Below are 23453 nucleotides of genomic sequence, written 5' to 3' on the forward strand. Positions count from 1 at the left end.
CTACTTGCCGGTCTCGCGCTCGTACGCCTTGAGGACCTCGTCGGTCGGTCCGTCCATCAGCAGTTCGCCCTTCTCCAGCCACAGCACCCGGTCACAGGTGTCCCTGATCGACTTGTTGCTGTGACTCACCAGGAAGACGGTGCCGGCCTCCTTGCGGAGCTCCCGGATGCGCGCCTCGGAGCGGATCTGGAACTTGCGGTCACCGGTCGCCAGCGCCTCGTCGATCATGAGGACGTCGTGGTTCTTGGCGGCGGCGATGGAGAAGCGCAGCCGCGCGGCCATGCCGGAGGAGTACGTCCGCATCGGCAGGGTGATGAAGTCGCCCTTCTCGTTGATGCCGGAGAAGTCGACGATGCTGTCGTAGCGTTCGCGGATCTCCTCACGGCTCATGCCCATGGCGAGCCCGCCGAGCACGACGTTGCGCTCGCCCGTCAGGTCGCTCATCAGGGCCGCGTTCACACCGAGCAACGAGGGCTGCCCGTCCGTGTACACCTTGCCGCTCTCGGTCGGCAGGAGTCCGGCGATGGCCCGCAGCAGGGTGGACTTGCCGGAGCCGTTCGTCCCGATGAGGCCGATGGCCTCGCCCCGGTAGGAGGTGAAGGAGACGCCGCGTACGGCATGCACCTTGCGGACCCCGCGCTCCTCGCCCTTGTTGCCGCGGCGCAGTATCCGGCTCAGTGCCGCGGTGGCGCCGCCCTTGCCACCGCCGCCGCCGTTGACGCGGTACACGATGTGCACATCGTCGGCGATCACAGTGGGGACGCGCCCCGCGGTGTTGTCCTCAGCCACGGCCGTACCGCTCCTCTGCCTTCCAGAAGTACACAAAGCCTCCGGCACCCACCAGGAGCGCCCAGGCGAGACCCACCACCCAGACGTGCGCCGGCAGGTTCTCGGAGCCGTAACCGTCGATCAGGGCGAACCGGACCAGGTCCATGTAGATGGCCGCCGGGTTGTACTGCAGCACATCACCGATCCAGGCCGGCTTGCCGGCGAGCATCACCGGGATGGAGAACATGACGCCGGAGGCGTACATCCAGGTCCGCATGATGAACGGCATCAGCTGGGCCAGGTCGGGCGTCTTGGACCCGAGCCTCGCCATGATCAGCGCCAGTCCGGTGTTGAAGAAGAACTGCAGGACCAGCGCGGGGATCACCAGCAGCCAGGACAGCCGTGGATAGCTGCCGAATCCGACGGTCACCACGACCAGCACGATCATCGAGTACAGCAGCTGCTGGAGCTGCTGGAGCGAGAACGAGATGGGCAGCGAGGCGCGCGGGAAGTGTAGCGCCCGCACCAGTCCGAGGTTGCCGGAGATGGCGCGGACCCCGGCCATCACCGAGCTCTGGGTGAAGGTGAAGACGAAGACCCCGGTCACCAGGAACGGGATGAAGACCTCCTGCGTCATCCCCTTCTTCGTGCCGAGGATCAGGCCGAAGATGAGGAAGTACACCGCGGCGTTCAGGAGCGGGGTGGCCACCTGCCACAACTGGCCCAGCTTCGCCTGGCTGTACTGAGCGGTCAGTTTGGCCCGGGAGAACGCCATGATGAAGTGGCGTCGCCCACGGAGCTGGCGCACGTACTCGAAGAGCCCGGGCCGGGCGCCGCTGACCGTCAGGCCGTACTTCTCGGCCAGTTCGGCAGGGCTCAGGGCGTCGTCGGCCGATGGCGGGGTGCTCAACGCAACAGCACCGTCATGGGTTGTGTCACTCACCAGATGAAACTCTCGTATTCACATCGCGCAGCCAGTCGCGGGCGCGGCTCAGGGCGGACAGGTCCCGACAAGAAAACTTACGCCTCATGCTCCCAGAGGCGTACCGCTCAGATCACCGGAGGGCGGCCGAGTCTGGTCAGCCGCCACACCGTACGCCACTTCATCGGACGGCGCGGTCCGCACGGTGTCGTCCAGCCCTCGCGGAAGCCGCCGAACCACGCCTTCAGCGCCGGCCCCGAGGGCTTGCGGAGCAGGGTCAGCAGCAGCCACACGCCGAGATACACGGGGACCAGGGGCGCGGGCAGATTGCGCCGGGCCAGCCAGACCCGGTTCCGGGCCACCATGCGGTGGTAGACGGCGTGGCGGGACGGAGCGGTCGTGGGGTGGTTGAGGACCATGTCCGCGCGGTAGTCGATCTGCCAGCCGGCGTCCAGCGCCCGCCAGGCGAGGTCGGTCTCCTCGTGCGCGTAGAAGAAGTCGCCCGGCAGCGGACCGACCTCGGCGATGACCCTGGTGCGTACGGCGTTGGCGCCGCCGAGGAAGGTCGTCACCCGCGAGGAGCGCATCGGATCGGCGGCGCGCAGTCGCGGCACATGGCGGCGCTGGGTTTCGCCGGTGTCGGGGTCGGCGATCCGGAAGCTGATGATGCCGAGTCGCGGATCGGCCTCGAACGCCTGCCGGCACAGCTCGGCGGTGTCGGTGAGCGGCAGGTGCCCGTCGTCGTCCAGGAAGAGCAGGGCGTCGACGTCGGCGCCTGAGGGCCCGAAGGCCTCGATGCCCACGTTGCGACCGCCGGGGATGCCCAGGTTCTCGGGCAGCTCGACGGTCCGCACGCCTGCGGGTACGTCCGGGACGGCGGAGCCGTTGCCGACGACGACCACCTCGATGCGGTCGCCGTCCTGCTCGGCGACCGAATCGAGCAGGGCGCGCAGCTCGGCCGGGCGGTTACCCATCGTGATGATGACCGCGCCGAGTTTCATGGGGGTGCTCACTTCAGCCTGCTCGATGCCAGGACCGACACGAGGTGGAGGAGGGTCTGCAGCAGGGCGATACCGGCCAGCACCGCGACCGCGAAACGGCTGAAGAACAGGTCGTCCCGGACCGCGTCGAGAACGGCCGCGACCAGGATGACCAGCGACGCCTCGACGCACAGGATCAGCCGGTGGAACTTGAGCGCACCGGCGGCCCGGCGGGCGAGCGCCATGCCGGACGAGCGCGGCTCGGAGGCGGCCTCCTTGACCGGCGGCAGCCCGCCCTGGTGGCGTGCGACCCCGACCAGGTCGGTCTCGGCCTTGATCAGGATGGCGCCGAGTGCGGCGAGCGTGCCCAGGAAGGCCCACAGCCAGTCGATCCGCCCGGTGCCCCACAGGTCCGCGGCGCGCAGGCCGAAGCCGACGAGCACGGCGGCGTCACAGAGGTAGGCACCGACCCGGTCGAGGTAGACCCCGCCCAGGGAGAACTGCTTCTTCCAGCGGGCGAGCTCGCCGTCGACACAGTCCAGCAGCAGGTAGAGCTGGACCATGAGGACGCCGAGCAGCGCACCGGGGATGCCCGGGACGAGCAGGGCCGGGGCGGCGAGCACACCGGCGATGGTCATCAGGTACGTCAGCTGGTTGGGCGTCACCTTGGTGTTCACCAGGTACCGGTCCACACGCAGCGAGACCTCGCGCATATATATCCGGCCCGCCCAGTGTTCGCCACTGCGCCGGTCCTTGACGCCCGGGGGGTGAACGACAGGACGGAGTTCAGCTACTGATGGTCTTGGCATAGTCGGCGTACGCGTCCCTGATCTGGTCGGTGGACAGGTTGAGGTGCTCCAGGACCGTGAAGCGTCCCGGGCGGGTCTGCGGCGCGTAGTCGACGGCCTGCACGAACTCGTCGGCCGTGAAGCCGATCTGCTCGGGCAGGACCGGCAGACCGTGCCGGCGGAGCACGTCGGCGAAGAGCCTGGACTCCGCGCGTGCGCCCCGCAGATGCATGGCGAAGGCCGCACCGAGGCCGACCTGCTCGCCGTGACTGGCAGCGCGCCTGGGGAAGAGCAGGTCGAAGGCGTGGCTGATCTCGTGGCAGGCGCCGGACGACGGGCGGGTGTCTCCGCTGATCGAGATGGCGATGCCGGAGAGCACCAGCGACTCGGCGAGGACCGTGAGGAACTCGTCGTCGGCGACGGTACCGGGGTGCCGCAGGACGGCTTCGCCGGCGGTACGGGCCATGGCCGCGGCCAGTCCGTCGATCTGCTCGCCGTTGACCTGGTGCGACAGTTCCCAGTCGGCGATCGCGGAGAGGTTGGAGATCGCGTCGCCGATGCCGGAGCGCACGAAGCGGTCGGGGGCCTCGCGGATCACCGTGAGGTCGATGACCATGGCGATCGGCATCGGGACACCGTAGGATCCCCGGCCGTTGTCGTTGTCCAGGGTCGCGACGGGCGAGCAGAGGCCGTCGTGGGCGAGGTTCGTGGCGACCGAGACCAGCGGCAGGCCGACCCGGGCCGCGGCGTACTTCGCCACGTCGATGATCTTGCCGCCGCCGAGGCCGACCACGGCGTCGTAGCGCTTGCCCTTGATCTCGTCGGCCAGCTTCACCGCGGAATCGATGTCGCCCCCGGCGACGGGGTACCAGTCGGCGCCCGGCAGAGCCGGGGCGAGCTTCTCGCGCAGCGCCTGCCCGGAGCCGTCGCTGATGGCGATCGCCAGCTTGCCGGACGCGGAGATCCGCTGGTCGACAAGGAGACCGGCCAGGTCGTCCATGGCGCCCCGGCTGATGTCGACGAAGACCGGGGAGGGGATGAGCCGGGTCAGTACAGGCACGCGATCTCCCTGCCCCGGGCGAGGTCGTCGTGGTTGTCGATCTCGACCCAGGTCACCTCGCCGATGGGGGCCACGTCGACGGTGAAGCCGCGGTTGACGAGCTCCTGGTAGCCGTCCTCGTAGTAGAGGTCCGGGTCGCGTTCGAACGTCGCCTTGAGCGCGTCGGCGAGCTCCTCGGCGGCCTCCGCCTCGATGAGGGTGACACCGATGTACTCGCCGGTGGCGGTGGCCGGGTCCATCAGCTTCGTGATGCGCCGGACCCCCTTGTCGCCGTCGGTGATGACCTTCATCTCCTCGTCGGCGAGGTTCTTCACCGTGTCGAGGGCGAGGATGATCTTCTGACCCTTGCCGCGCGCGTCCAGCAGCGTCCGCTCGACCGAGACCGGGTGGACGGTGTCTCCGTTGGCGAGGATCACCCCGCGCTTGAGGATCTCGCGGGCGCACCACAGGGAGTAGGCGTTGTTCCACTCCTCGGCCTTGTCGTTGTCCACGAGGGTGAGCTCGAGGCCGTACTTCGCCTCCAGCTCCTCCTTGCGGTCGTAGACGGCTTCCTTGCGGTAGCCGACGACGATCGCGACCTCGGTGAGACCGATCTCGGCGAAGTTCGCCAGCGTGAGATCGAGGACGGTCTTCTCGCCGTCCACCGGCACGAGAGCCTTGGGGAGCGTGTCGGTGTAGGGGCGCAGGCGCCGTCCTGCGCCGGCTGCCAGTACGAGGCCGATCATGCGGGTTCTCCTTCGTCGTGAACGGCGGGCGCCGCGGAGGACACCCAGAAGCGGATGGACTCCACCAGAACGACCAGTGCCACGGCCACCGCGAGGGCGGTGAGAGCCACGGTGAAACCTGAGGCCCCCGTGGTCACGGCGGCGAACACGGCCACCACCAGGGTCCGGCCCTCGTGCCCGCCGATCGTGCGCACCAGCCACTGGGGCGGGGCGCCGGTGCCGCCTCGAATGCGGTACACCGTGTCGTAGTGATGGTAGGCGACCGCCGAAACGAGGCCGAAGGCCGCGGGCAGCGCACCGTCGATGTCGCTGCGTGCGGCCAGGATGAGGATCGTGCAGTACTCCGCCGCGCGGAAGACGGGGGGGAGCAGCCAGTCCAGTGCGCCCTTGAGGGGGCGGGCCACCGCTACGCCCGCACAGATCGCGTAGAACACCGCGGCAGCGATCATCTGCCGGCTGCCGAAGGGCTGCTGCAGTGCGGCGGCGATCAGTGCGCCGGTGCCGACGACCGCCACCACCGGGGCGCTCCAGGCGCCGGGGATCCGGGGGCCGCGGGCCGCCACGAGCTGGGCGATCGGGCCGGAGTCGGCGAGGTCGGCGAGGGCCTGGGCGGCGCGGTCGGTGCGGCGGGCCTTGCGGGTCAGGGAGCGCAGCAGCCGGCCGGCGGTGGTGTAGCAGGCCGCGAAGGCGCAGCCGACGAGCAGGGCGTAGAAGACGATCCGCGGGGTGGTCAGCGCGGTCAGCACGGCGATCATCGCCCAGCGCTCACCGATCGGGAGCACGATTATGCGGCGCACCCAATGAGTCCAGCCGACGCTGTCGAGCTTGTCCGAGAGGGCCGCCGTGGGGCTGGCGTTCGCGACCGCGTCGTGGTTCGCCTCGGTGAACGAGAAGTCGATGACGTGGCGGCAGGACTGGAGCACCATCGCGCCGAGGGCCAGCGCCCACACGTCGTCACCGCCGCGGGCGGCGCCGAGGGCGAGGCCCGCGTAGTAGGCGTACTCCTTGGCCCGGTCGAAGGTGGCGTCCAGCCACGCGCCCATCGTGGAGTACTGCAGCGAGTAGCGGGCGAGCTGCCCGTCGGTGCAGTCCAGCACGAAGGAGAAGAGGAGCAGCAGCCCGGCGGCGACGTATCCGCCACGGGTGCCGGTGGCCGCGCAGGCCGCCGCGATGAGTGCGGTCAGCAGGGACGCGGTGGTGACCTGGTTCGGGGTGAACCCGCGGCGCGCGCACCAGCGGGCGATGTAGCGCGAGTACGGGCTGATGCAGTACGTGGTGAAGAAGCCGTCGCGGGCCTTGACGGCGCTGCGCAGCCGGACCGCCTCGTCGTCGACGGCGGCGACGCCGGACTGCGCGGTGGCACGTGCGGCCTCGTCCGCCGGCACGGCGGCGACGAGCGAGCCGAGCTCAGGGCGCTGGACCGCGGTGCCCTCGGCGTCCATCGTGGACGCGATCCGCCCCGGCACGGTGCGGTCGACGACCGCCACAGCGGTGCCGGGCGGTCCTGCGGGAACACCGGCGCCGACCGCCTCGGTGGTGATGCGCAGGGCGCGGAGCAGGGCGGGGCGCGCCTCGGGCTGCGCGGTGAGCGCACCGGGCACGGCGGCGGCGGGGAATCGGGGGTCGGTCAGTCCGAGCCGTAGGGCGTGAACATGACCGACGAAACGGGGGTCGACGAGGGCGACGCGGCTCTCGGCCGGAACCGCGGACAGCAACCGGACCGCCTCGGTGACATCGGCAGCGGTCTGTACGTCGAAGCCCAGTGACCTCAGATCATCCTGAAGCGACGATCCGGGCACCGGAGCACCTGTGAGAATGGCGGTCGACAGACGAACTCACTCCTTGGTGCTGACACGGGTCGGCGCGCGACAGTGCGGCCCTGAAATGCGGCCGGCGGCATGTCGGCAGAGGCTATCGGATGAACGGAGGCGGGAATTCACTGCCTGTTCGGGCTCCGTTCCGGACGGAACGGCATCATGCGGCCCCGTTCGCGATCATCATCGTCGATGGTCGCCTCGCCTGACAAAACACGGGTACGGAACAGCCCTCCGGTCGGCCGTAGTCTGACCGGCATGACATGGCTGATCACAGGCGGAGCTGGATACATCGGGGCACACGTGGTGCGTGCGATGAGGAGCGCCGGAGAGCGGGTGGTCGTGATCGACGACCTCTCGGCAGGCAAGCCGGACCGACTGCCGGACGACGTCCCGGTGATCCGGGGCTCGGCGGCCGACCGGGCGCTGCTCGACCGGGTGCTCGCGGAGCACGAGGTCACCGGTGTGGTGCATCTCGCAGCGAAGAAGCAGGTCGGCGAGTCCGTCGAGAAGCCGCTCCTGTACTACCGGGAGAACGTCGGCGGGCTGACCGTCCTCCTGGAGGCCGTCGTGGCCGCCGGCGTGCGGCGCTTCCTGTTCTCGTCGTCGGCCGCGGTCTACGGCGTTCCGGAGATGGACCTCATCACCGAGGAGGCCCCCTGCGTTCCGATCAATCCGTACGGCGAGACCAAGCTGGTCGGCGAGTGGCTGGTGCGTGCGGCCGGGCAGGCGCACGGACTGTCCACGGGCTGCCTGCGCTACTTCAACGTGGCGGGTGCCGCCGAGCCGCAGCTGTCGGACACGGGCGTCTTCAACGTGATCCCGATGTTCTTCGACCGGCTGACGCGCGGTGAGGCGCCGCGGATCTTCGGTGACGACTATCCCACCCCCGACGGCACCTGCATCCGCGACTACATCCACGTGGCCGACCTGGCCGACGCCCACCTGGTCGTGGCCCGGCGGCTGGCCGCGCAGGACGGTCCCGGAGACCTGACCGTGAACATCGGCCGCGGCGAGGGCGTCTCGGTGCGCGAGCTCGCCGCTCTGGTCGCGGAGGTCACCGGCCACGAGCTGAAGCCGGAGATCGAGCCGCGCCGGGCCGGGGACGCCGCGAAGGCGGTCGCCTCGTGCGACCGGATGTCCGGCGAACTGGGCTGGACGGCCCGGCGCGGGGTGCGGGAGATGGTCGCGTCGGCCTGGCAGGGGTGGCTGCTGCACCATCCCGAGACCTCTGCGCCGCAGGGTCTTCCGTAACGAGAGGTCCCAGGGGCAGGCGGGCGCTCCGCCGCTCTGACCTGCGACCATTTCCGCAGGTCAGAGCAGTTGACAACGGTGTTCAGTGCCGTGTTGCCCGATACCCCCCACCCGTAGTTCACTGGCAGTGCCCGGGCCGTTCGCGTCCGGGCCCGCAGACGACCGGGAGGCGTCCCCATGGGGGCAGGGCACGATCACGGACATGCGCACGGCGGGCCGCCGCCCACAGGGACGGCAGCCGCCGCGTACAGGGGGCGGCTGAGGATCGCGCTGGGCATCACGCTCGCCGTGGCGGTCATGGAGGTCGTCGGAGGTGCGCTGTCGGGCTCCCTCGCGCTGATCGCCGATGCGGCCCACATGGCGACCGACGCCCTCGGGCTGGGCATGGCTCTGCTGGCGATCCACTTCGCCAACAAGCCGGCCGGGCCGAACCGGACCTTCGGCTACGCCCGTGCCGAGATCCTCGCCGCGCTCGCCAACTGCGTCCTGCTGCTCGGGGTGGGCGGCTATCTGCTCTACGAGGCGGTGGAGCGTTTCATCACCCCGGCCGAGACCCGGGGCGGGCTGACGATCGCCTTCGCCCTGGTCGGCCTGGTCGCGAACATGGTGTCGCTGTCGCTGCTGGTCCGCGGGCAGAAGGACAGCCTCAACGTGCGCGGCGCCTATCTGGAGGTGCTGGCGGACGCCTTGGGCTCGGTCACCGTGCTGGTCTCGGCGGGCATCATCCTGGCGACCGGATGGCAGGCGGCGGACCCGGTCGCCTCGCTGGTCATCGGGCTCATGATCGTCCCTCGGACGGTGAAGCTGCTCCGCGAGACGCTGAACGTCCTGCTGGAGTCGGCGCCCCCGGGGGTCGACATGGGCGAGGTGCGCGATCACATCACGGCCCTTCCCGGGGTGCTCGACGTCCACGACCTGCACGCCTGGACGATCACCTCGGGCATGCCGGTGCTCTCCGCCCATGTGGTGGTGCATCAGGAGTTCCTCGACTCGATCGGGCACGAGAAGCTCCTCCACGAACTGCAGGGCTGTCTCGGCGACCACTTCGACGTCGAGCACTGCACCTTTCAGCTGGAGCCGAGCGGCCACGCCGAGCACGAGGCGAAGCTCTGCCACTGAGCCGCGGACGGCCGGATGAGCCCGAGGTGTAAGGTCTTCGCAACGTTGTACGAAACACTCAAGGGCTGCCCCACGTTGACGGACGACGAAAACTCCCCGAACAACTCATCCCCCGATTCCCCGCACGGCCGCGGTCCCGAGCATCCGTACTCCGGCGCCCGCTGGACGGCCCGTCCCGAGTCGCCCGCCGAGACCACAGCCGTGCACGCCGTCAACGCCGCCGCGTTCCCGACGGAGGCGGAGGCCGATCTGGTCGACGCCCTGCGTGAGGACCCGTCGGCCTGGCTGCCCGGACTCTCGTACGTCGTCGAGGCCGCCGACGGCTCCCTCGCCGCCTGCGCCCTGCTGACCCGCTGTCGGGTCGGGGGCGTACCGGCACTGGCGCTGGCCCCGGTGGCCACGGCCCCGGAGCATCAGCGAATGGGCGCGGGACAGGCCGTGGTGCGGGCCCTGCTCGATGCCGCACGGCGGCGCGGGGAGTCACTCGTCCTGGTGCTCGGCCATCCCGAGTACTACCCGAGGTTCGGCTTCGTGCCCGCGTCGCGGTACGGAATCCGGCCGGGCTTCGAGGTTCCGGACGAGGCGATGATGGCCCTGGTCCTCGATGATTCCGCGCCCGTCCCGCAGGGCACGATTGAGTATCCGGCGGCGTTCGGGGTCTGATGCGTCGTCCGGCCCCACAATGCCCGGGGGTGCCGCACGACCGGACATGCCAGGCCCCGAAGTACGGACAAGCCGCTTTTGTACGGCAGACTTGAGCAGACTCGACGGGACCGGCGTACGGGGCCGGGACCATAGCGAAGGATGGGTATGCCGACCACACCAACCACCGCGGCGAAGAGCTCGTCGAACGGCACAGCAGAAGCGATCATGCTCGAACTGGTCGACGAGAACGGCACCACCATCGGTACGGCGGAGAAGCTCGCAGCCCACCAGGCACCCGGTCAACTGCACCGGGCGTTCTCCGTGTTCCTCTTCGACGAGCAGGGACGACTGCTGCTCCAGCGCCGCGCACTCGGCAAGTACCACTCCCCCGGCGTCTGGTCCAACACCTGCTGCGGCCACCCGTATCCGGGCGAGGCGCCCTTCGCCGCCGCCGCCCGACGGACGTACGAGGAACTGGGCATCTCACCCTCGCTGTTGGCCGAGGCGGGCACGGTGCGTTACAACCATCCGGATCCCGCATCGGGCCTGGTCGAGCAGGAGTTCAACCACCTCTTCGTGGGCATGGCCCAGGAACAGTTGCGCCCGGACCCGGAGGAGGTGGGCGAGACCGCTTTCGTGACGGCCGGGGAGCTGACCGAGCGGCACGCCCGGGCTCCCTTCTCCGCCTGGTTCATGACCGTGCTGGACGCCGCCCGTCCTGCGATCCGGGAGCTGACCGGACCGGCTGCCGGCTGGTAGGTGCGGACCGCCGGCGCGGAGGGGTCACAGACGGGTGGTGAGCGGCAGCGCCGCCCAGATGACCTTTCCGCCGCCTGCGGTGTGCTCCACGTCGCAGGCGCCGCCCGCTTCGCGGGTGATCTCACGGACCAGCAGCAGCCCGCGCCCCCCGGTCTGCGCGTAATCCGTCTCCAGCGCCGTCGGCCGGTAGGGGTGGTTGTCCTCGACGGACACCCTGATCCATTCGGCGCCCACGGCGACCTCGACCGCGAGCTCCGGCGAGAGCAGCGCGGCATGCTTCACGGCATTGGTCGCCAGCTCCGAGACGATCAGCAACAGACCCTGGGCGATGTCGTCGTCGAGGGGAACGCCCTGGCGTTCCAGCAGATCGCGTACGGCGTGCCGGGCCTGGGGTACGGAGACGTCCGTGGCCGGGGCGGTGAACCGCCAGACCCCCTCGTACGACACGGGCCGGGCGGGGACACTCCCGCGGCTCTCCATTGTCCGGTACCCGCTCTCCACTCGGTGGTGACTGCACGTCGAGTACAGGGTGCGGGGCGTAGTTGGTTCGGTCCGTGCCACTGAACAGAAGTCGACTCCAATCGACGGAATTTGACCGAACCAGTGTGGGTACGTCAGTTTTCGGACCGTTTCTGACCGTCCGCCGGGAGCTCGTCCGTACCTTCCCCGGGCGCCATCCGGTCCGAGACCATCGACACGATCCGACGGCCCCCGACACCGACCGCGATGAGCCCGAGCCCGTCGAACAGCAGGGCGAGCGAGAAGAAGCAGCCGAGTACGTAGAGGCTGCTGTGCGGCCAGTCGAAGAGAACCAGCAGCCCGAGCAACAGCCCGAAAGCACCCTGCAACAGCGTCCAGCCGAACTGGGGCCCCCGCACCACGACGCTGCCGACGAGGCGGAACACCCCGCCCGTCAGGAAGAGCAGCGCGGCGAACATCGTCAGCGCCTCGGCGGTGCCGTGCGGGTGGCGGATGACGACGACTCCGGCGGCGATGTTCAGCGCCGCGACCACCACGCCCAGCCAGAAGTAGCTGGTACCGCGCGACTGGATCGCGTGGAGCAGCCCGACCAGGCCGCCGATGAGCAGCAGCCAGCCGAAGAGGATCATCGAGGTGAGCGTCGCGACGCCTGTGTAGACGAGGCCCACCAGACCGGCGACGACGAGCAGAGTGCCGAGCAGGGCCAGACCGCTGAAACTGCGGTGGAGCTTCCTGCCCTCCTTCACGGGATCGGCCACCAGAAGCTCCTCGGGGTGCGTACCTGCTTCGCGGCCCCTTCTTGATCATAGGTTCGAACGGCATGGATAGCATCCGGCGTATGGACCGTACGGAACCCCGGCTGGAGCGCACCGTCACGGACGGGGTCGCCACCGTCGTCATCAGCAACCCCGCCAAGCGCAACGCGATGACGGCCGCCATGTGGCAGTCCCTGCCCGTACTGCTCGAAGGGCTGGCCGCCGACCCGTCGGTGCGCGCCCTGGTGCTGACCGGCGCCGGCGACACCTTCTGCGCGGGCGCGGACATCTCCTCGCTCCGCGACCCCTCGGGCTCCCCGCAGGGACTCGCCGTGGCGGCCGAAGAGGCGCTGGCCGCCTTTCCCCGGCCGACGCTTGCCGCGGTACGCGGCTACTGCGTGGGCGGCGGCAGCCAGCTGGCGGCCGCCTGCGATCTGCGGTTCGCGGAGGAGGGGGCCTCGTTCGGCGTCACCCCGGCCAGGCTCGGCATCGTCTATGCCTCGTCGTCGACCCGCCGCCTGATCGCGCTGACCGGCCCGGCGACCGCCAAGCACCTGCTGTTCTCCGGCGAGCTGATCGGGACGGACCGGGCGCTGCGGACGGGCCTGGTGGACGAGGTGCTGCCGGCGGGCGAGCTGGACAAGCGGGTCGAGGCCTACGTACGGACGCTGGTGTCCCGTTCACAGCTGACCCAGGCCGCGGCGAAGGAGTTCGCCGCGGGCCGTGTGGACCGGGACGCGCACTGGGCGGAACAGGCACGTCGCAGCGGCGACACCGCGGAGGGTGTCGCCGCCTTCCTGGAGCGCCGTTCGCCACGGTTCACCTGGCCGGACGGGGCAGGCACCCCCGCTACCGGAGAATGAAGCGGCTCTTGGCGCGCCACTTCTCGACGAGCGCGGCCGGGGCCTTCTCGGGGGATCCCGCGTCGTAGGGCGGCTGCGGGTCGTACTCCGCCAGCAACTGCACGGCCTGGGCGTGCTCGTCGCCGGCGATCCGGCCGAGCAGGGTGAGGCCCATGTCGATGCCCGACGAGACACCTGCGGCGGTGACGTACTTGCCGTCGGTGACCACGCGGTCGCCGGTCGGCTCGGCGCCGTACTCCTTCAGCGTCTCCAGCGCGAGCCAGTGCGAGGTGGCACGCCGCCCCTCCAGGAGTCCGGCGGCTCCGAGCAGCAGCGATCCGGTGCAGACGGACGTCATCCAGGTGCTGGTCGCATCGGAGCGGCGCAGCCAGCCGAGAAGGGTCTCGTTGTCCATCTGGGCGTTCTGCCCGGGGCCGCCGGGGACGATCACCAGGTCGGGGGCCGGGACATCGTCCAGAGTCCGTTCGGCGACCAGCGCCAGACTGCCTCTGTCGTTGCGCACCTCGCCGGCGGACTCGGCGACGAACACGGTCTCGGCACCGGGCGCACAGCTCAGGATCTCGTACGGTCCCACGGCGTCCAGCGCCGTGAATCGGTCGAAGAGGACGATGGCGATCTGCATGACTGACTGCCTGCCTTTCGGATGATGAGCGAGTTACTTCGTGGTGGCGCGTTCGCCTGCCGGGTGGGTGCTGAACCGCCGGCGGTATTCGGCGGGTGCCGTGCCCACTGCCCTCACGAAGGCCCGGCGCATCGCCTCCGGGGTTCCGTAGCCGCAGGCGTGCGCGATCCCGGCGACGCCATCGGTGGTGTCCTCCAGGAGCCTGCGGGCCTGTTCGAGGCGGACCCGGTCGACGTACCGGCCGGGGGTCATGCCGGTCTCGGTCCGGAAGGCGCGGGCGAAGTGGCGCGGCGAGAGCCGGGAACGGGCGGCAAGAGCCTCGACGGAGAGGTCCTCGGCCGGGTGCTCGGTGATCCAGTGCTGGACCTCGCGCAGCGGTTCCCGGCGAGCGGTCTGGGCGGTGAGCTGGGCACTGAACTGGGACTGGTTACCGGGTCTGCGCAGAAAGACCACCAGATGGCGGGCCACCGTGAGCGCCGCGTCCCGGCCGTGGTCCTCCTCGACGAGGGCGAGCGCGAGGTCGATGCCCGCGGTGACCCCCGCGGAGGTGGCGAGCCGGCCGTCACGTACGAAGATCGGCTCGGGGTCGACCTCGACGGCGGGATACGTGCGGGCCAGGTGGTCGCAGAGGTTCCAGTGGGTGGTCACCCGGTGCCCGTCCAGCTGTCCGGCCGCGGCAAGGAGCAGGGCGCCGCTGCAGACGGAGACCAGCCGTTGGGGGCGCGGGCCGTGCGCGCGCAGCCAGTCGACGAGCCCGGCAGCGGGCTCCCGGGTGCCCTGGCCGCCGGGGACGAGCAGCGTGTGGGGTGTCGCGGCGTCGGCGAGGCTGCCGTCGGGGACCAGGGTGAGGCCGCAGGACGAACGCACCGGTGCGCCGTCCAGCGAGGCGGTGCGCAGGTCGTACGAGACCTCCGGAAACCGGGAGGCACCGGCGAACACCTCCATGGGTCCGGTCACGTCGAGGCTCTGGACGCCGTCGAAGAGGACGACGAGTACGGATCGCTGCTTCATGCCTGTCATCCTGTGTGCCCCCGCGGATGGCTGCAATGACGAGCTCCCCACCATTCCTGCCATGCCCGGCTGCGGCGCATGTCACGGACTCCCCGGGGTTCCGGCACGTACCGACCAGTCGGTAACGTGCAGGCATGAGTACTCTCCCTCCCCGTGCCGGACGCCGCTGCCACAACGCCCTCAACCCGCTGCACTCCGCGCTCTACTTCTCCCCCGACCTCGGCAAGGAGCTCGCGGGGATCGGGATCGACGACGCCTCCGCCGCGTACTTCGCCGCGCGCGCGGCCGCCATGGGCGCGGTCGGCCCTGGCACGGTCACCGCCACCTTCTACAACTTCAACCACGAGCTCGTGGGCCGGCACGTGCCCGCCGTCTGGAAGATCGCCTCACCCGAAGCGGTCCTTGCGGCGCGGCTGCGTGCCGCCGACTCGACGCTGCGCCGGCTGCTGGGCGAGGAGGTCATCGACTCCCCCGAGATGGCCGAGGCCGCACAGCTGGCCCTGAGCGCCACCGAGGGCTGTACGCGACACGCCCGGCCGCTCTTCGCGGCGCACGCCGATCTTCCCGTGCCGGAGCAGCCGCACCTGGCGTTCTGGCACGCCGCGACGCTGCTGCGCGAGCACCGCGGCGACGCGCATCTCGCCGCTCTCCTCGCGGCCTCACTCGACCCGATGGAGGCCCTGGTCAGCCACACCGCCACCGGCAAGGGCATGGCACCGCGCTGGATCCTGGCCAGCCGCGGCTGGCGGCGCACCGACTGGGAGGATGCGTCCGCGCGGCTGCGCGAGCGTGGACTGCTCACCGCCGAGGGCAAGTTGACGGAAGCGGGCACCGCGCTGCGGGCCGGCCTGGAAGAGACCACGGACAGGATGGACCTGGCACCGTACGAGCATCTCGGCGGCGCGGGCGCGGCCCGGCTGACGGAACTGGGGCGCGGATTCCTCGGCATCGCGCTGGCGGCCGGTGCGTTTCCGACGGAAGCGACCGGCTGACCTGCCGGAAAACGGGGGCCGGTAACTGGGGTGGTCGGGCGACACGGCGCCCGGCCACCCGGCACAATGCAGGCGAGTGGCTCCGGACCGGCCCGCACGGGCGGCACCGGGCCCGACCAGCACAGCCAGCAGGAGAAGGCGAGTCGGTAGAACCGTGACGACGTCCATCGAAGGCAGGATCGCCGAGGAGCTCGGCGTACGTGAGCGACAGGTGAAGGCGGCCGTCGAGCTGCTCGACGGCGGATCGACCGTGCCGTTCATCGCGCGCTACCGCAAGGAAGCCACCGAGATGCTCGACGATGCGCAGCTGCGCACGCTCGAGGAGCGGTTGCGGTATCTGCGGGAGCTGGAGGAGCGCCGTACGGCGATCCTCGAATCCGTACGGGAGCAGGGCAAGCTCGACGAGGCGCTGGAGGCGCAGATCCGGGCCGCCGACACGAAGGCGCGCCTGGAGGACATCTATCTGCCGTTCAAACCGAAGCGGCGGACCAAGGCCCAGATCGCCCGGGAGGCCGGTCTCGAACCGCTCGCCTCGGGTCTGCTCGACGATCCGTCGAGGGACCCGCTCGCCGCGGCCGCGGCCTTCGTCGACGCGGACAAGGGGGTCGCGGACACCGCGGCAGCCCTGGAGGGGGCCCGTGCCATCCTCACCGAGCGTTTCTCGGAGGACGCCGACCTGACCGGTGAGCTGCGTGAGCGCATGTGGTCGCGCGGGCGGCTGATGGCCAAGGTGCGGGACGGCAAGGAGGAGGCCGGCGCCAAGTTCGCGGACTACTTCGACTTCGCCGAGCCGTTCACCGCGCTGCCCTCGCACCGGGTGCTGGCGATGCTCCGGGGCGAGAAGGAGGACGTCCTCGATCTGGTCCTGGAGCCGGAGGAGCCGTCCGAGACGCCCGGCCCGTCCAGCTACGAGAACATGGTGGCCCGCCGCTTCGGGGTGAACGACCGCGGGCGCCCCGGCGACAAGTGGCTCGGCGACACCGTGCGCTGGGCCTGGCGTACCCGGATCCTGGTCCACCTCGGGATCGATCTGCGGCTGCGGCTGCGCACCGCGGCGGAGGACGAGGCGGTGCGCGTCTTCGCCTCCAACCTGCGCGATCTGCTGCTCGCCGCACCGGCCGGGACGCGGGCCACGCTGGGGCTCGACCCGGGCTTCCGTACGGGAGTGAAGGTCGCCGTCGTCGACGCGACCGGCAAGGTCGTCGCGACCGATGTCATCTACCCGCATGTTCCGGCCAACAAGTGGGACCAGTCGCTCGCCAAGCTGGAGCAGCTGGCGAAGGCGCACGACGTCGATCTGATCGCGATCGGCAACGGCACCGCATCGCGCGAGACGGACAAGCTCGCCGGTGAACTGTGCGACAAGCACCCTGAGTTGAAGCTCACCAAGGTGATGGTGTCGGAGGCCGGCGCCTCCGTGTACTCGGCGTCCGCCTTCGCCTCGCAGGAACTCCCGGACATGGACGTGTCGTTGCGCGGCGCCGTGTCCATCGCGCGCCGCCTCCAGGACCCCCTGGCCGAGCTGGTGAAGATCGACCCGAAGTCCATCGGGGTCGGGCAGTACCAGCACGACCTGTCCGAGGTGAAGCTGTCGCGTTCACTGGACGCGGTCGTCGAGGACTGTGTGAACGGAGTCGGGGTCGACGTCAACACCGCGTCGGCGCCGCTGCTTTCGCGGGTCTCCGGCATCGGTTCGGGGCTCGCGGAGAACATCGTGGCGCACCGCGACGCCAACGGCCCGTTCCGTTCCCGCAAGGGCCTCAAGGACGTGGCCAGGCTGGGCCCGAAGGCGTACGAGCAGTGCGCGGGCTTCCTGCGCATCCGGGGCGACGACCCGCTGGACGCGTCCAGCGTGCACCCGGAGGCGTACCCCGTGGTCCGGGCGATGGTGAAGCGGACGGGGAGTGACGTCGCCTCGCTGATCGGCAACACGGGCGTGCTGCGGTCGATCCGGGCCGACGATTTCGTGGACGAGAAGTTCGGGCTGCCGACCGTCACCGACATCATCAAGGAGCTGGAGAAGCCGGGGCGCGACCCACGCCCGGCGTTCAAGACGGCCACCTTCAAGGAGGGCGTCGAGAAGATCGGCGACCTGGCATCGGGAATGGTGCTGGAGGGGGTCGTGACGAACGTCGCGGCGTTCGGCGCGTTCGTGGACATCGGGGTGCATCAGGACGGCCTGGTGCACGTGTCGGCGATGTCGAGGACGTTCGTGAAGGATCCCCGCGATGTCGTGAAGCCGGGTGACATCGTCAAGGTCAAGGTCATGGAGGTCGACATCCCGCGGAAGCGGATCTCGTTGACGCTGCGGCTGGATGACGAGGCGGGTGCGGGGGCCGGTGCCGGCTCCGGCGGCGAGCGCGGCTCGGCGGGTGAGCGTGGCGGGCGTCCGCCGCGACAGCGGCAGGGCCAGGGTCAGGGCGGATCGGGCGCGCGAGGCGGTCAAGCCGGCGGCCAGGGTGGCCAAGGGCGTGACCGGCGTGGCGGCGGCAACGGTGGCGGTGCTCGTCAGGCTCCGGCGGCGGCTCCGTCCAACGGGGCGATGGCTGACGCGCTGCGGCGGGCCGGGCTGCTGAATCCCGGGCAGGGCGGCAAGAAGCGGTAGCTGTGGCCGACGCCCGGTCCGGATCGGGGCGGGGTGGGGAGGGGGCGCCTGCGGCGGACCTTCTCCCCGCCCCGCCCCTTCCCGTAACCGGGGCTCCGCCCCGGGCCCCGCGCCTCAAACGCCGGTGAGGCCGAAGCGGTCAGATCTCCGTCAGCCTTCCCGCCGCCACCTCGACGCGGCGCGTCGTGCGGACCGCCTCCAGCATCCGGCGGTCGTGCGTGACCAGCAGCAGTGTCCCCGTGTAGGAGTCGAGCGCGGACTCCAGCTGTTCGATCGCGGGCAGGTCCAGGTGGTTCGTGGGCTCGTCCAGCACCAGGAGGTTGACGCCGCGGCCCTGGAGGAGGGCGAGCGCCGACCGGGTCCGTTCGCCCGGGGAGAGCGTGGTCGCGGGGCGCATCACATGGTCGGCGCGCAGGCCGAACTTGGCGAGCAGCGTACGGACCTCGGCGGGTTCCGTCTCGGGGACGGCCGCGCAGAACGCCTCCAGGAGCGACTCCGAGCCGTGGAACAGCTTCCGCGCCTGGTCGACCTCGCCGACGACCACACCCGAGCCCAGGCTCGCGTGCCCCGAGTCCAGCGGGAGACGGCCGAGCAGGGCTGCGAGCAGGGTCGACTTCCCGGCTCCGTTGGCCCCGGTGATGGCGACCCGGTCCGCCCAGTCGATCTGGAGCGAGGCCGGCCCGAACGCGAAGTCACCGAGAACGACCTGGGCCTCGCGCAGGGTGGCCACGACGGAGCCGGAACGGGGGGCGGAGGCGATCTCCATCCGCAGCTCCCACTCCTTGCGGGGCTCGTCCACCACATCGAGTCGTTCGATCATGCGCTGGGTCTGCCGGGCCTTCGCGGCCTGCTTCTCGCTCGACTCGCTGCGGAACTTGCGGGCCATCTTGTCGGAGTCGGAGGCCTTGCGGCGGGCGTTCCTGACGCCCTTGTCCATCCAGGAACGCTGCATCAGGGCCCGGCCCTCAAGTGCCGAGCGCTTGTCCGCGTACTCCTCGAACTCCTCACGGGCGTGCCTGCGGGCCCGCTCGCGCTCTTCGAGGTAGGCCGCGTAGCCGCCGCCGTACAGGTTGATCTGTTGCTGGGCCAGGTCGAGTTCGAGGACCTTGGTGACCGTGCGCATCAGGAACTCACGGTCGTGGCTGATGACGACCGTGCCGGCGCGCAGCCCGGAGACGTACCGCTCCAGCCGTTCCAGACCGTCCAGGTCGAGGTCGTTGGTGGGCTCGTCGAGCAGGAAGACGTCGTAGCGGGAGAGCAGGAGCGAGGCGAGTCCCGCGCGGGCGGCCTGGCCGCCGGAGAGTGCGGTCATCGGCAGGTCGAGTCCGACCGTGAGGCCCAGGTCCGCGGCGACCTCCTCGGCCCGCTCGTCCAGGTCGGCGCCACCGAGAGCGAGCCAGCGCTCCAGCGACTCGGAGTACGCGTCGTCGGAGCCGGGTGCCCCGTCGACGAGGGCCTGCGTGGCGGTGTCCATCGCGGCCTGGGCGTCGGCGACGCCCGTGCGGCGGGCCAGGAACTCGCGCACGGTCTCGTCGGGGCGGCGCTCCGGTTCCTGCGGCAGGTGGCCGACCGTGGCGGTGGGCGGGGAGAGCCGCAGCTCGCCCTCCTCCGGCTGGTCGAGACCGGCGAGCAGCCGGAGCAGCGACGATTTACCGGCGCCGTTGACTCCGACGAGACCGATCACGTCACCGGGCGCGACCACGAGGTCGAGCTCGGCGAAGAGAGTGCGGTCGCCGTGTCCGGCGGCGAGGTCCTTGGCGACGAGAGTGGCAGTCATCAGGGTGCCGATCCTAATCGGCCACCGGACCGCTCCGGGCGGCCAGGCCCGTCAGGACGTGCGCAGGGGGTCTCCGGTCCGGCTCTCCCCGGGGCGGGGCGCCCCGCCGGCCCCGGGGAGCGAGGGTGTGAACGTGACGGTGACCCCGGGGTGGGCAAAGGCGGCGGGACGGCCGGTGGGCCGAGCCGGCCGCATCCGCCCACCCCATGTGTCAGCCTCCCGCGGGCGTCGAGCCGCCGGGCTTGTCGTGGCGCTCGGTGGTGACCTGACTGCCTCCGGGGCCGATCCGGATCTCGAAATCGCCGTCGTACTTGGCGTGCCCCTCGATCACCGCGGACTCGACGGCTTCCACGCCGAACTCGCGGCGCACGATCAGCGGGTCCTCGCGCAGGTCCCGCATCAGGGCCACGCACATGCCGACCATCACGATGGTGAAGGGCGCCGCCACCAGAATGGTCAGGTTCTGCAGACCCTCCAGCGCATTGCCCTTGCCGTTCCCGATGAGCAGCATGATCGCCGCCACGGCGCCGGTGACGACGCCCCAGAAGATGACGACCCACTTGGCCGGTTCGAGAATGCCCTTCTGGGAGAGGGTGCCCATCACGATGGAGGCGGCGTCCGCGCCCGAGACGAAGAAGATGCCCACCAGAACCATCACCAGCACACTCATCACGGTGGCGATCGGGAACTCCGCCAGTACGCCGAAGAGCTGGGCCTCGGGGGTGTCCGCGCCGCTCAGCCTGCCGGCCTCCTGGAGCTTGATCGCGGTTCCGCCGAAGATCGCGAACCAGACGAGGCTGACGGTGCTCGGCACCAGGATGACTCCGCCGATGAACTGGCGGATCGTCCGGCCCCGGCTGATCCGGGCGATGAACATGCCCACGAAGGGCGTCCAGGAGATCCACCAGGCCCAGTAGAAGACGGTCCAGCTCCCCAGCCACGTGGCCACCTTGCCCTCGCCGGTCGCCTCGGTACGTCCGATGAGCTGCGGCAGATCACCGAGGTAGGCGCCGAGCGAGGTGGGCAGCAGATCCAGCACGATGATCGTGGGGCCCGCGATGAACACGAAGACGGCGAGAATCAGGGCGAGCACCATGTTGATGTTCGACAGCCACTGAATGCCCTTCTCCACGCCGGAGACCGCCGAGGCGACGAAGGCGACGGTCAGCACGGCGATGATCAGGACCAGCAGCCCGGTGCCCGTCTTCTCCTGCCAGTCCAGCTCCTGGAATCCGCTGCCGATCTGGAGGGCGCCCAGGCCCAGCGAGGCCGCCGATCCGAAGAGCGTTGCGAAGATGGCGAGGATGTCGATGAAGCGGCCGAAACCACCGTGCGCATGGCGTGCGCCGATGAGCGGTTCGAAGACCGCGCTGATGGTCTGCCGCCTGCGGCGCCGGAAGGTGCTGTATGCGATGGCCAGCCCGACCACCGCATAGATCGCCCAGGGGTGGAGCGTCCAGTGGAAGAGGGTGGTGGCCATCGCCGTCTGCATCGCCTCGGCAGCGTCGGCGGGGTGGGTGCCGGGCGGTGGGTCGGTGAAGTGCGCCAGCGGCTCGCTGACCCCGTAGAACATCAGGCCGATGCCCATGCCGGCGCTGAACATCATCGCGACCCAGGACACGGTCCTGAATTCCGGCTCTTCACCCTCCTGGCCCAGGGTGATCTTTCCGTACCGGCTGATGGCGAGCCACAGGGCGAAGACCACGAAACCGGTGGCGGCCAGCATGAAGGCCCAACCACCGTTGTGGAGGAGGCCGTTGAGCAGCGTGTCGGACACGTCCTCCAGCGAGTCGGTGGCGGTTGCCCCCCAGACCACGAAGGCGAGGGTGAGGACCGCGGCGACTCCGAACACCACCCGGTCGGTCGTGGGGCGCCGGCCCTGGGTCGGGTCTCCGGGCAGATCCGCCGTCACCGACAGATCCCCCCGGCCGCCCGTTCTCTGATCGTCCTGCGACACGAATGGCACCTTTCACGGAAGCTGAATATTCGCTCTCCGTACGCAGTACCACACGCAACGTACATCTCCCGGGATCAACAAGCGGTATCGGCTTGACCGTTTGTGAGGTGATATGTCGCCCGCCGGTCCAGGAGGAGCGGGATCAGCTTCCGCGCGGGCTGGCGCAGGGGCACATACACGCCGTCACCGTCGGGCCGGGACGTGACGCCGTGCAGGGCCAGTTCGTCGCGTACGCCGGCGTAGCCGTCCGCCGTGAGCCGATAGCCGCAGGGCGGGTCGACGAGGATCTCTCCGGGCGCTGCCGCGTGGTTGTCCGCTCCCCCGAGATACACGGGACTTCGATCGGTGAACCCTGCCTCGCGCGAGCGGGCGGTGGCGGCTCGAATACGGTCGCGCTCCTCGTCGGCGTAGGCGAACACGGCCCGGAGCGCTATGCGTTGGGACTTCACGCGGCGGCGTTGCCCCAGCGCCGGATCGGCTCGTTCGGCCTCGGAAATCGCGTCCGCGCGTGATTCGACGAGCAGCCCGATCGCGTGTTTGACGGCCGCCGTGTTGCGCAGGATGCGTTCCTGCCCGTCGCCCGCCGTCTGCTTGAGCGGACCGCCGGTCACGGGGTCGGTCCAGACCCCGTAGCGACCGCTGCTGAATCCGGCTGCCAGCGCGGCCGGGCGTACATGGCGTTCGGCCAGACGCTCGGACTCCTCGTGCACCCGGTCGTCGGCATTGAGGGTGCGGGGCCACAGAACGTAGAGGTCCTTGTCGTAGTAGGGCGGGGTCGCACCGTACTCGTGGAGGTCGTCGATCACATCGGGCCTGCGGTCCCTGATGACCGCGGCGAGGGCGCGGGCCTCGGCGGTCCGCAGCGTGATGTGGTCCCGGTTGATGTCCAGGCCGTCGGCGTTGCCCCGGGTTCCGGCGGCCAGGCCGTCGGGGTTGGCCGTGGGCAGGACGAGGATCTCCGTGCGGGAGAGAAAGGCGCGGGTCGCCCGGTCCGTGGCGTATGCGAGGTCACGGATTTTCGCCAGGCACGCCTCACGGCCCGCGGGTTCGTCGCCGTGCTGGCTGCACACCAGCAGCACGGTGAGCGCCGGGGTGCGGCCCCCGCCGATCCGGACGAGGCGCAGCGGGCGCCCCTGTCGCGTCGTACCGATCCGGTCCACGGAGACCTGGTCGCTGTGGCGGTCCACGGCCGCGAGCAGGTGACTCTCCTCGGCCGGACCGGTCCACCGCGATCCGTCGGCGGCCTCGAATCCCGTACGGGGCAGGGCATGCGCCGCCTTGGAGGGCACGGTGACCAGCGGGACGGCGAGTACGGCGGCGACGGCCGCCAGTGCGAGGCTACGGGTGCGCCGGCGGCCGGAACGCGCACCACGGCCGGACCGTCCGCGGGCGCCGTACGCCGGACGGGTGCTCCGCAGACGTATCGGCATGGCCGGAAGGTATCCCGGACTCCGCCCGTGCGACAGACCTGTGCGGGGTTCGGTGCCGGGCCGCCCGACGCGGTCCGTGGTGGGATCCGGCAGTCACTCGGCGTCCACAGGTCCGCGACGGCGCCCG

General features: G+C 70.5%; 21 protein-coding genes. 7 read left to right on the plus strand and 14 right to left on the minus strand.

Features of this window, described 5'->3' with window-relative positions:
- The 7 genes from OG912_RS00795 to OG912_RS00825 form a co-directional block, all read right to left on the minus strand.
- On the minus strand, positions 1 to 789 hold the full coding sequence (locus OG912_RS00795) for an ABC transporter ATP-binding protein (protein ID WP_326740251.1): 789 nt from the start codon (positions 787 to 789) through the stop codon (positions 1 to 3).
- The gene (locus tag OG912_RS00800; RefSeq protein WP_326740250.1) at positions 782 to 1711 is read right to left on the minus strand and encodes an ABC transporter permease; all 930 of its coding nucleotides are present in this window, start codon (positions 1709 to 1711) and stop codon (positions 782 to 784) included. The genes OG912_RS00795 and OG912_RS00800 overlap by 8 nt, the downstream gene beginning before the upstream one ends.
- 107 nt (positions 1712 to 1818) lie before the next feature.
- Positions 1819 to 2691 carry a glycosyltransferase family 2 protein gene (locus tag OG912_RS00805; protein ID WP_327713310.1) on the minus strand — a complete coding sequence of 291 codons (873 nt, stop codon included), beginning with the start codon at positions 2689 to 2691 and terminating at the stop codon, positions 1819 to 1821.
- An 8-nt stretch (positions 2692 to 2699) separates the two neighbouring features.
- Positions 2700 to 3479 (minus strand): CDP-alcohol phosphatidyltransferase family protein, encoded by a 780-nt coding sequence (locus OG912_RS00810; RefSeq protein ID WP_327707673.1) that lies wholly within the window; start codon positions 3477 to 3479, stop codon positions 2700 to 2702.
- Positions 3457 to 4518: an iron-containing alcohol dehydrogenase family protein gene (locus OG912_RS00815; protein WP_327707674.1), complete on the minus strand. Its 1062-nt coding sequence runs from the start codon at positions 4516 to 4518 to the stop codon at positions 3457 to 3459. Before OG912_RS00815 ends, OG912_RS00810 begins: the two co-directional genes overlap by 23 nt.
- Positions 4506 to 5243, minus strand: coding sequence for a phosphocholine cytidylyltransferase family protein (locus OG912_RS00820; protein ID WP_326740247.1), 738 nt, complete (start codon positions 5241 to 5243; stop codon positions 4506 to 4508). The genes OG912_RS00815 and OG912_RS00820 overlap by 13 nt, the downstream gene beginning before the upstream one ends.
- Entirely contained in the window at positions 5240 to 7042 is a 1803-nt protein-coding gene (locus OG912_RS00825) for a DUF5941 domain-containing protein (protein WP_327707675.1), read from the minus strand. Before OG912_RS00825 ends, OG912_RS00820 begins: the two co-directional genes overlap by 4 nt.
- A 273-nt stretch (positions 7043 to 7315) precedes the next feature.
- On the opposite strand from OG912_RS00825, the gene galE reads away from it, so the two are divergent.
- The 4 genes from galE (at position 7316) to idi (ending at position 10834) form a co-directional block, all read left to right on the plus strand.
- On the plus strand, positions 7316 to 8311 hold the full coding sequence (gene galE, locus OG912_RS00830) for a UDP-glucose 4-epimerase GalE (protein ID WP_327707676.1): 996 nt from the start codon (positions 7316 to 7318) through the stop codon (positions 8309 to 8311).
- A gap of 177 nt (positions 8312 to 8488) precedes the next feature.
- On the plus strand, positions 8489 to 9430 hold the full coding sequence (locus OG912_RS00835) for a cation diffusion facilitator family transporter (protein ID WP_327707677.1): 942 nt from the start codon (positions 8489 to 8491) through the stop codon (positions 9428 to 9430).
- A gap of 75 nt (positions 9431 to 9505) precedes the next feature.
- Positions 9506 to 10093: a GNAT family N-acetyltransferase gene (locus tag OG912_RS00840; protein WP_327707678.1), complete on the plus strand. Its 588-nt coding sequence runs from the start codon at positions 9506 to 9508 to the stop codon at positions 10091 to 10093.
- Between the two features lie 147 nt (positions 10094 to 10240).
- Positions 10241 to 10834, plus strand: coding sequence for an isopentenyl-diphosphate Delta-isomerase (gene idi / locus OG912_RS00845; protein WP_326740243.1), 594 nt, complete (start codon positions 10241 to 10243; stop codon positions 10832 to 10834).
- Between the two features lie 24 nt (positions 10835 to 10858).
- Here idi and OG912_RS00850 read toward each other — a convergent pair whose 3' ends face one another.
- A complete protein-coding gene (locus OG912_RS00850; protein ID WP_327707679.1) occupies positions 10859 to 11314 on the minus strand; it encodes an ATP-binding protein in 456 nt (151 codons plus the stop codon).
- Positions 11315 to 11448: 134 nt separating this feature from the next.
- Entirely contained in the window at positions 11449 to 12072 is a 624-nt protein-coding gene (locus OG912_RS00855; RefSeq protein WP_327707680.1) for an HdeD family acid-resistance protein, read from the minus strand.
- Positions 12073 to 12152: 80 nt separating this feature from the next.
- Between OG912_RS00855 and OG912_RS00860 the strand changes: the two genes are divergently transcribed.
- Positions 12153 to 12932 carry an enoyl-CoA hydratase/isomerase family protein gene (locus OG912_RS00860; RefSeq protein ID WP_327707681.1) on the plus strand — a complete coding sequence of 260 codons (780 nt, stop codon included), beginning with the start codon at positions 12153 to 12155 and terminating at the stop codon, positions 12930 to 12932.
- Here OG912_RS00860 and OG912_RS00865 read toward each other — a convergent pair.
- Positions 12919 to 13554, minus strand: coding sequence for a DJ-1/PfpI family protein (locus OG912_RS00865; RefSeq protein ID WP_327707682.1), 636 nt, complete (start codon positions 13552 to 13554; stop codon positions 12919 to 12921). The genes OG912_RS00860 and OG912_RS00865 overlap by 14 nt on opposite strands.
- 33 nt (positions 13555 to 13587) lie before the next feature.
- Positions 13588 to 14565, minus strand: coding sequence for a GlxA family transcriptional regulator (locus OG912_RS00870; RefSeq protein ID WP_327707683.1), 978 nt, complete (start codon positions 14563 to 14565; stop codon positions 13588 to 13590).
- 134 nt (positions 14566 to 14699) lie between these two features.
- On the opposite strand from OG912_RS00870, the gene OG912_RS00875 reads away from it, so the two are divergent.
- Both OG912_RS00875 and OG912_RS00880 read left to right on the plus strand, forming a co-directional pair.
- Positions 14700 to 15557, plus strand: a complete 858-nt coding sequence (locus OG912_RS00875) for an SCO6745 family protein (protein WP_327707684.1) — start codon at positions 14700 to 14702, stop codon at positions 15555 to 15557.
- Between the two features lie 154 nt (positions 15558 to 15711).
- Positions 15712 to 18162, plus strand: a complete 2451-nt coding sequence (locus OG912_RS00880) for a Tex family protein (protein ID WP_327707685.1) — start codon at positions 15712 to 15714, stop codon at positions 18160 to 18162.
- A gap of 139 nt (positions 18163 to 18301) precedes the next feature.
- On the opposite strand, the gene OG912_RS00885 is transcribed toward OG912_RS00880, so the two are convergent.
- From OG912_RS00885 to OG912_RS00895, 3 genes are all read right to left on the minus strand, one after another.
- Positions 18302 to 19939 carry an ABC-F family ATP-binding cassette domain-containing protein gene (locus tag OG912_RS00885; RefSeq protein ID WP_326740235.1) on the minus strand — a complete coding sequence of 546 codons (1638 nt, stop codon included), beginning with the start codon at positions 19937 to 19939 and terminating at the stop codon, positions 18302 to 18304.
- 211 nt (positions 19940 to 20150) lie between these two features.
- Complete coding sequence (locus tag OG912_RS00890) at positions 20151 to 21896, minus strand: BCCT family transporter (RefSeq protein ID WP_327707686.1); 1746 nt, start codon at positions 21894 to 21896, stop codon at positions 20151 to 20153.
- A 74-nt stretch (positions 21897 to 21970) separates the two neighbouring features.
- On the minus strand, positions 21971 to 23326 hold the full coding sequence (locus tag OG912_RS00895; RefSeq protein ID WP_327707687.1) for a M14 family metallopeptidase: 1356 nt from the start codon (positions 23324 to 23326) through the stop codon (positions 21971 to 21973).
- Positions 23327 to 23453 lie beyond the last annotated feature (127 nt).

The organism is Streptomyces sp. NBC_00464 (assembly GCF_036013915.1).
Classification (GTDB): domain Bacteria; phylum Actinomycetota; class Actinomycetes; order Streptomycetales; family Streptomycetaceae; genus Streptomyces.

Bases quoted from the DNA above. Each gene is read 5' to 3' on its own strand.
- idi (WP_326740243.1), top strand. From the start codon at position 10,241: ATGCCGACCACACCAACCACCGCGGCGAAGAGCTCGTCGAACGGCACA.
- OG912_RS00885 (WP_326740235.1), bottom strand. From the start codon at position 19,939: ATGACTGCCACTCTCGTCGCCAAGGACCTCGCCGCCGGACACGGCGAC.
- OG912_RS00820 (WP_326740247.1), bottom strand. From the start codon at position 5,243: ATGATCGGCCTCGTACTGGCAGCCGGCGCAGGACGGCGCCTGCGCCCC.
- OG912_RS00850 (WP_327707679.1), bottom strand. From the start codon at position 11,314: ATGGAGAGCCGCGGGAGTGTCCCCGCCCGGCCCGTGTCGTACGAGGGG.
- OG912_RS00810 (WP_327707673.1), bottom strand. From the start codon at position 3,479: ATGCCAAGACCATCAGTAGCTGAACTCCGTCCTGTCGTTCACCCCCCG.
- OG912_RS00805 (WP_327713310.1), bottom strand. From the start codon at position 2,691: ATGAAACTCGGCGCGGTCATCATCACGATGGGTAACCGCCCGGCCGAG.
- OG912_RS00865 (WP_327707682.1), bottom strand. From the start codon at position 13,554: ATGCAGATCGCCATCGTCCTCTTCGACCGATTCACGGCGCTGGACGCC.
- OG912_RS00895 (WP_327707687.1), bottom strand. From the start codon at position 23,326: ATGCCGATACGTCTGCGGAGCACCCGTCCGGCGTACGGCGCCCGCGGA.
- OG912_RS00870 (WP_327707683.1), bottom strand. From the start codon at position 14,565: ATGAAGCAGCGATCCGTACTCGTCGTCCTCTTCGACGGCGTCCAGAGC.
- galE (WP_327707676.1), top strand. From the start codon at position 7,316: ATGACATGGCTGATCACAGGCGGAGCTGGATACATCGGGGCACACGTG.
- OG912_RS00835 (WP_327707677.1), top strand. From the start codon at position 8,489: ATGGGGGCAGGGCACGATCACGGACATGCGCACGGCGGGCCGCCGCCC.
- OG912_RS00860 (WP_327707681.1), top strand. From the start codon at position 12,153: ATGGACCGTACGGAACCCCGGCTGGAGCGCACCGTCACGGACGGGGTC.
- OG912_RS00875 (WP_327707684.1), top strand. From the start codon at position 14,700: ATGAGTACTCTCCCTCCCCGTGCCGGACGCCGCTGCCACAACGCCCTC.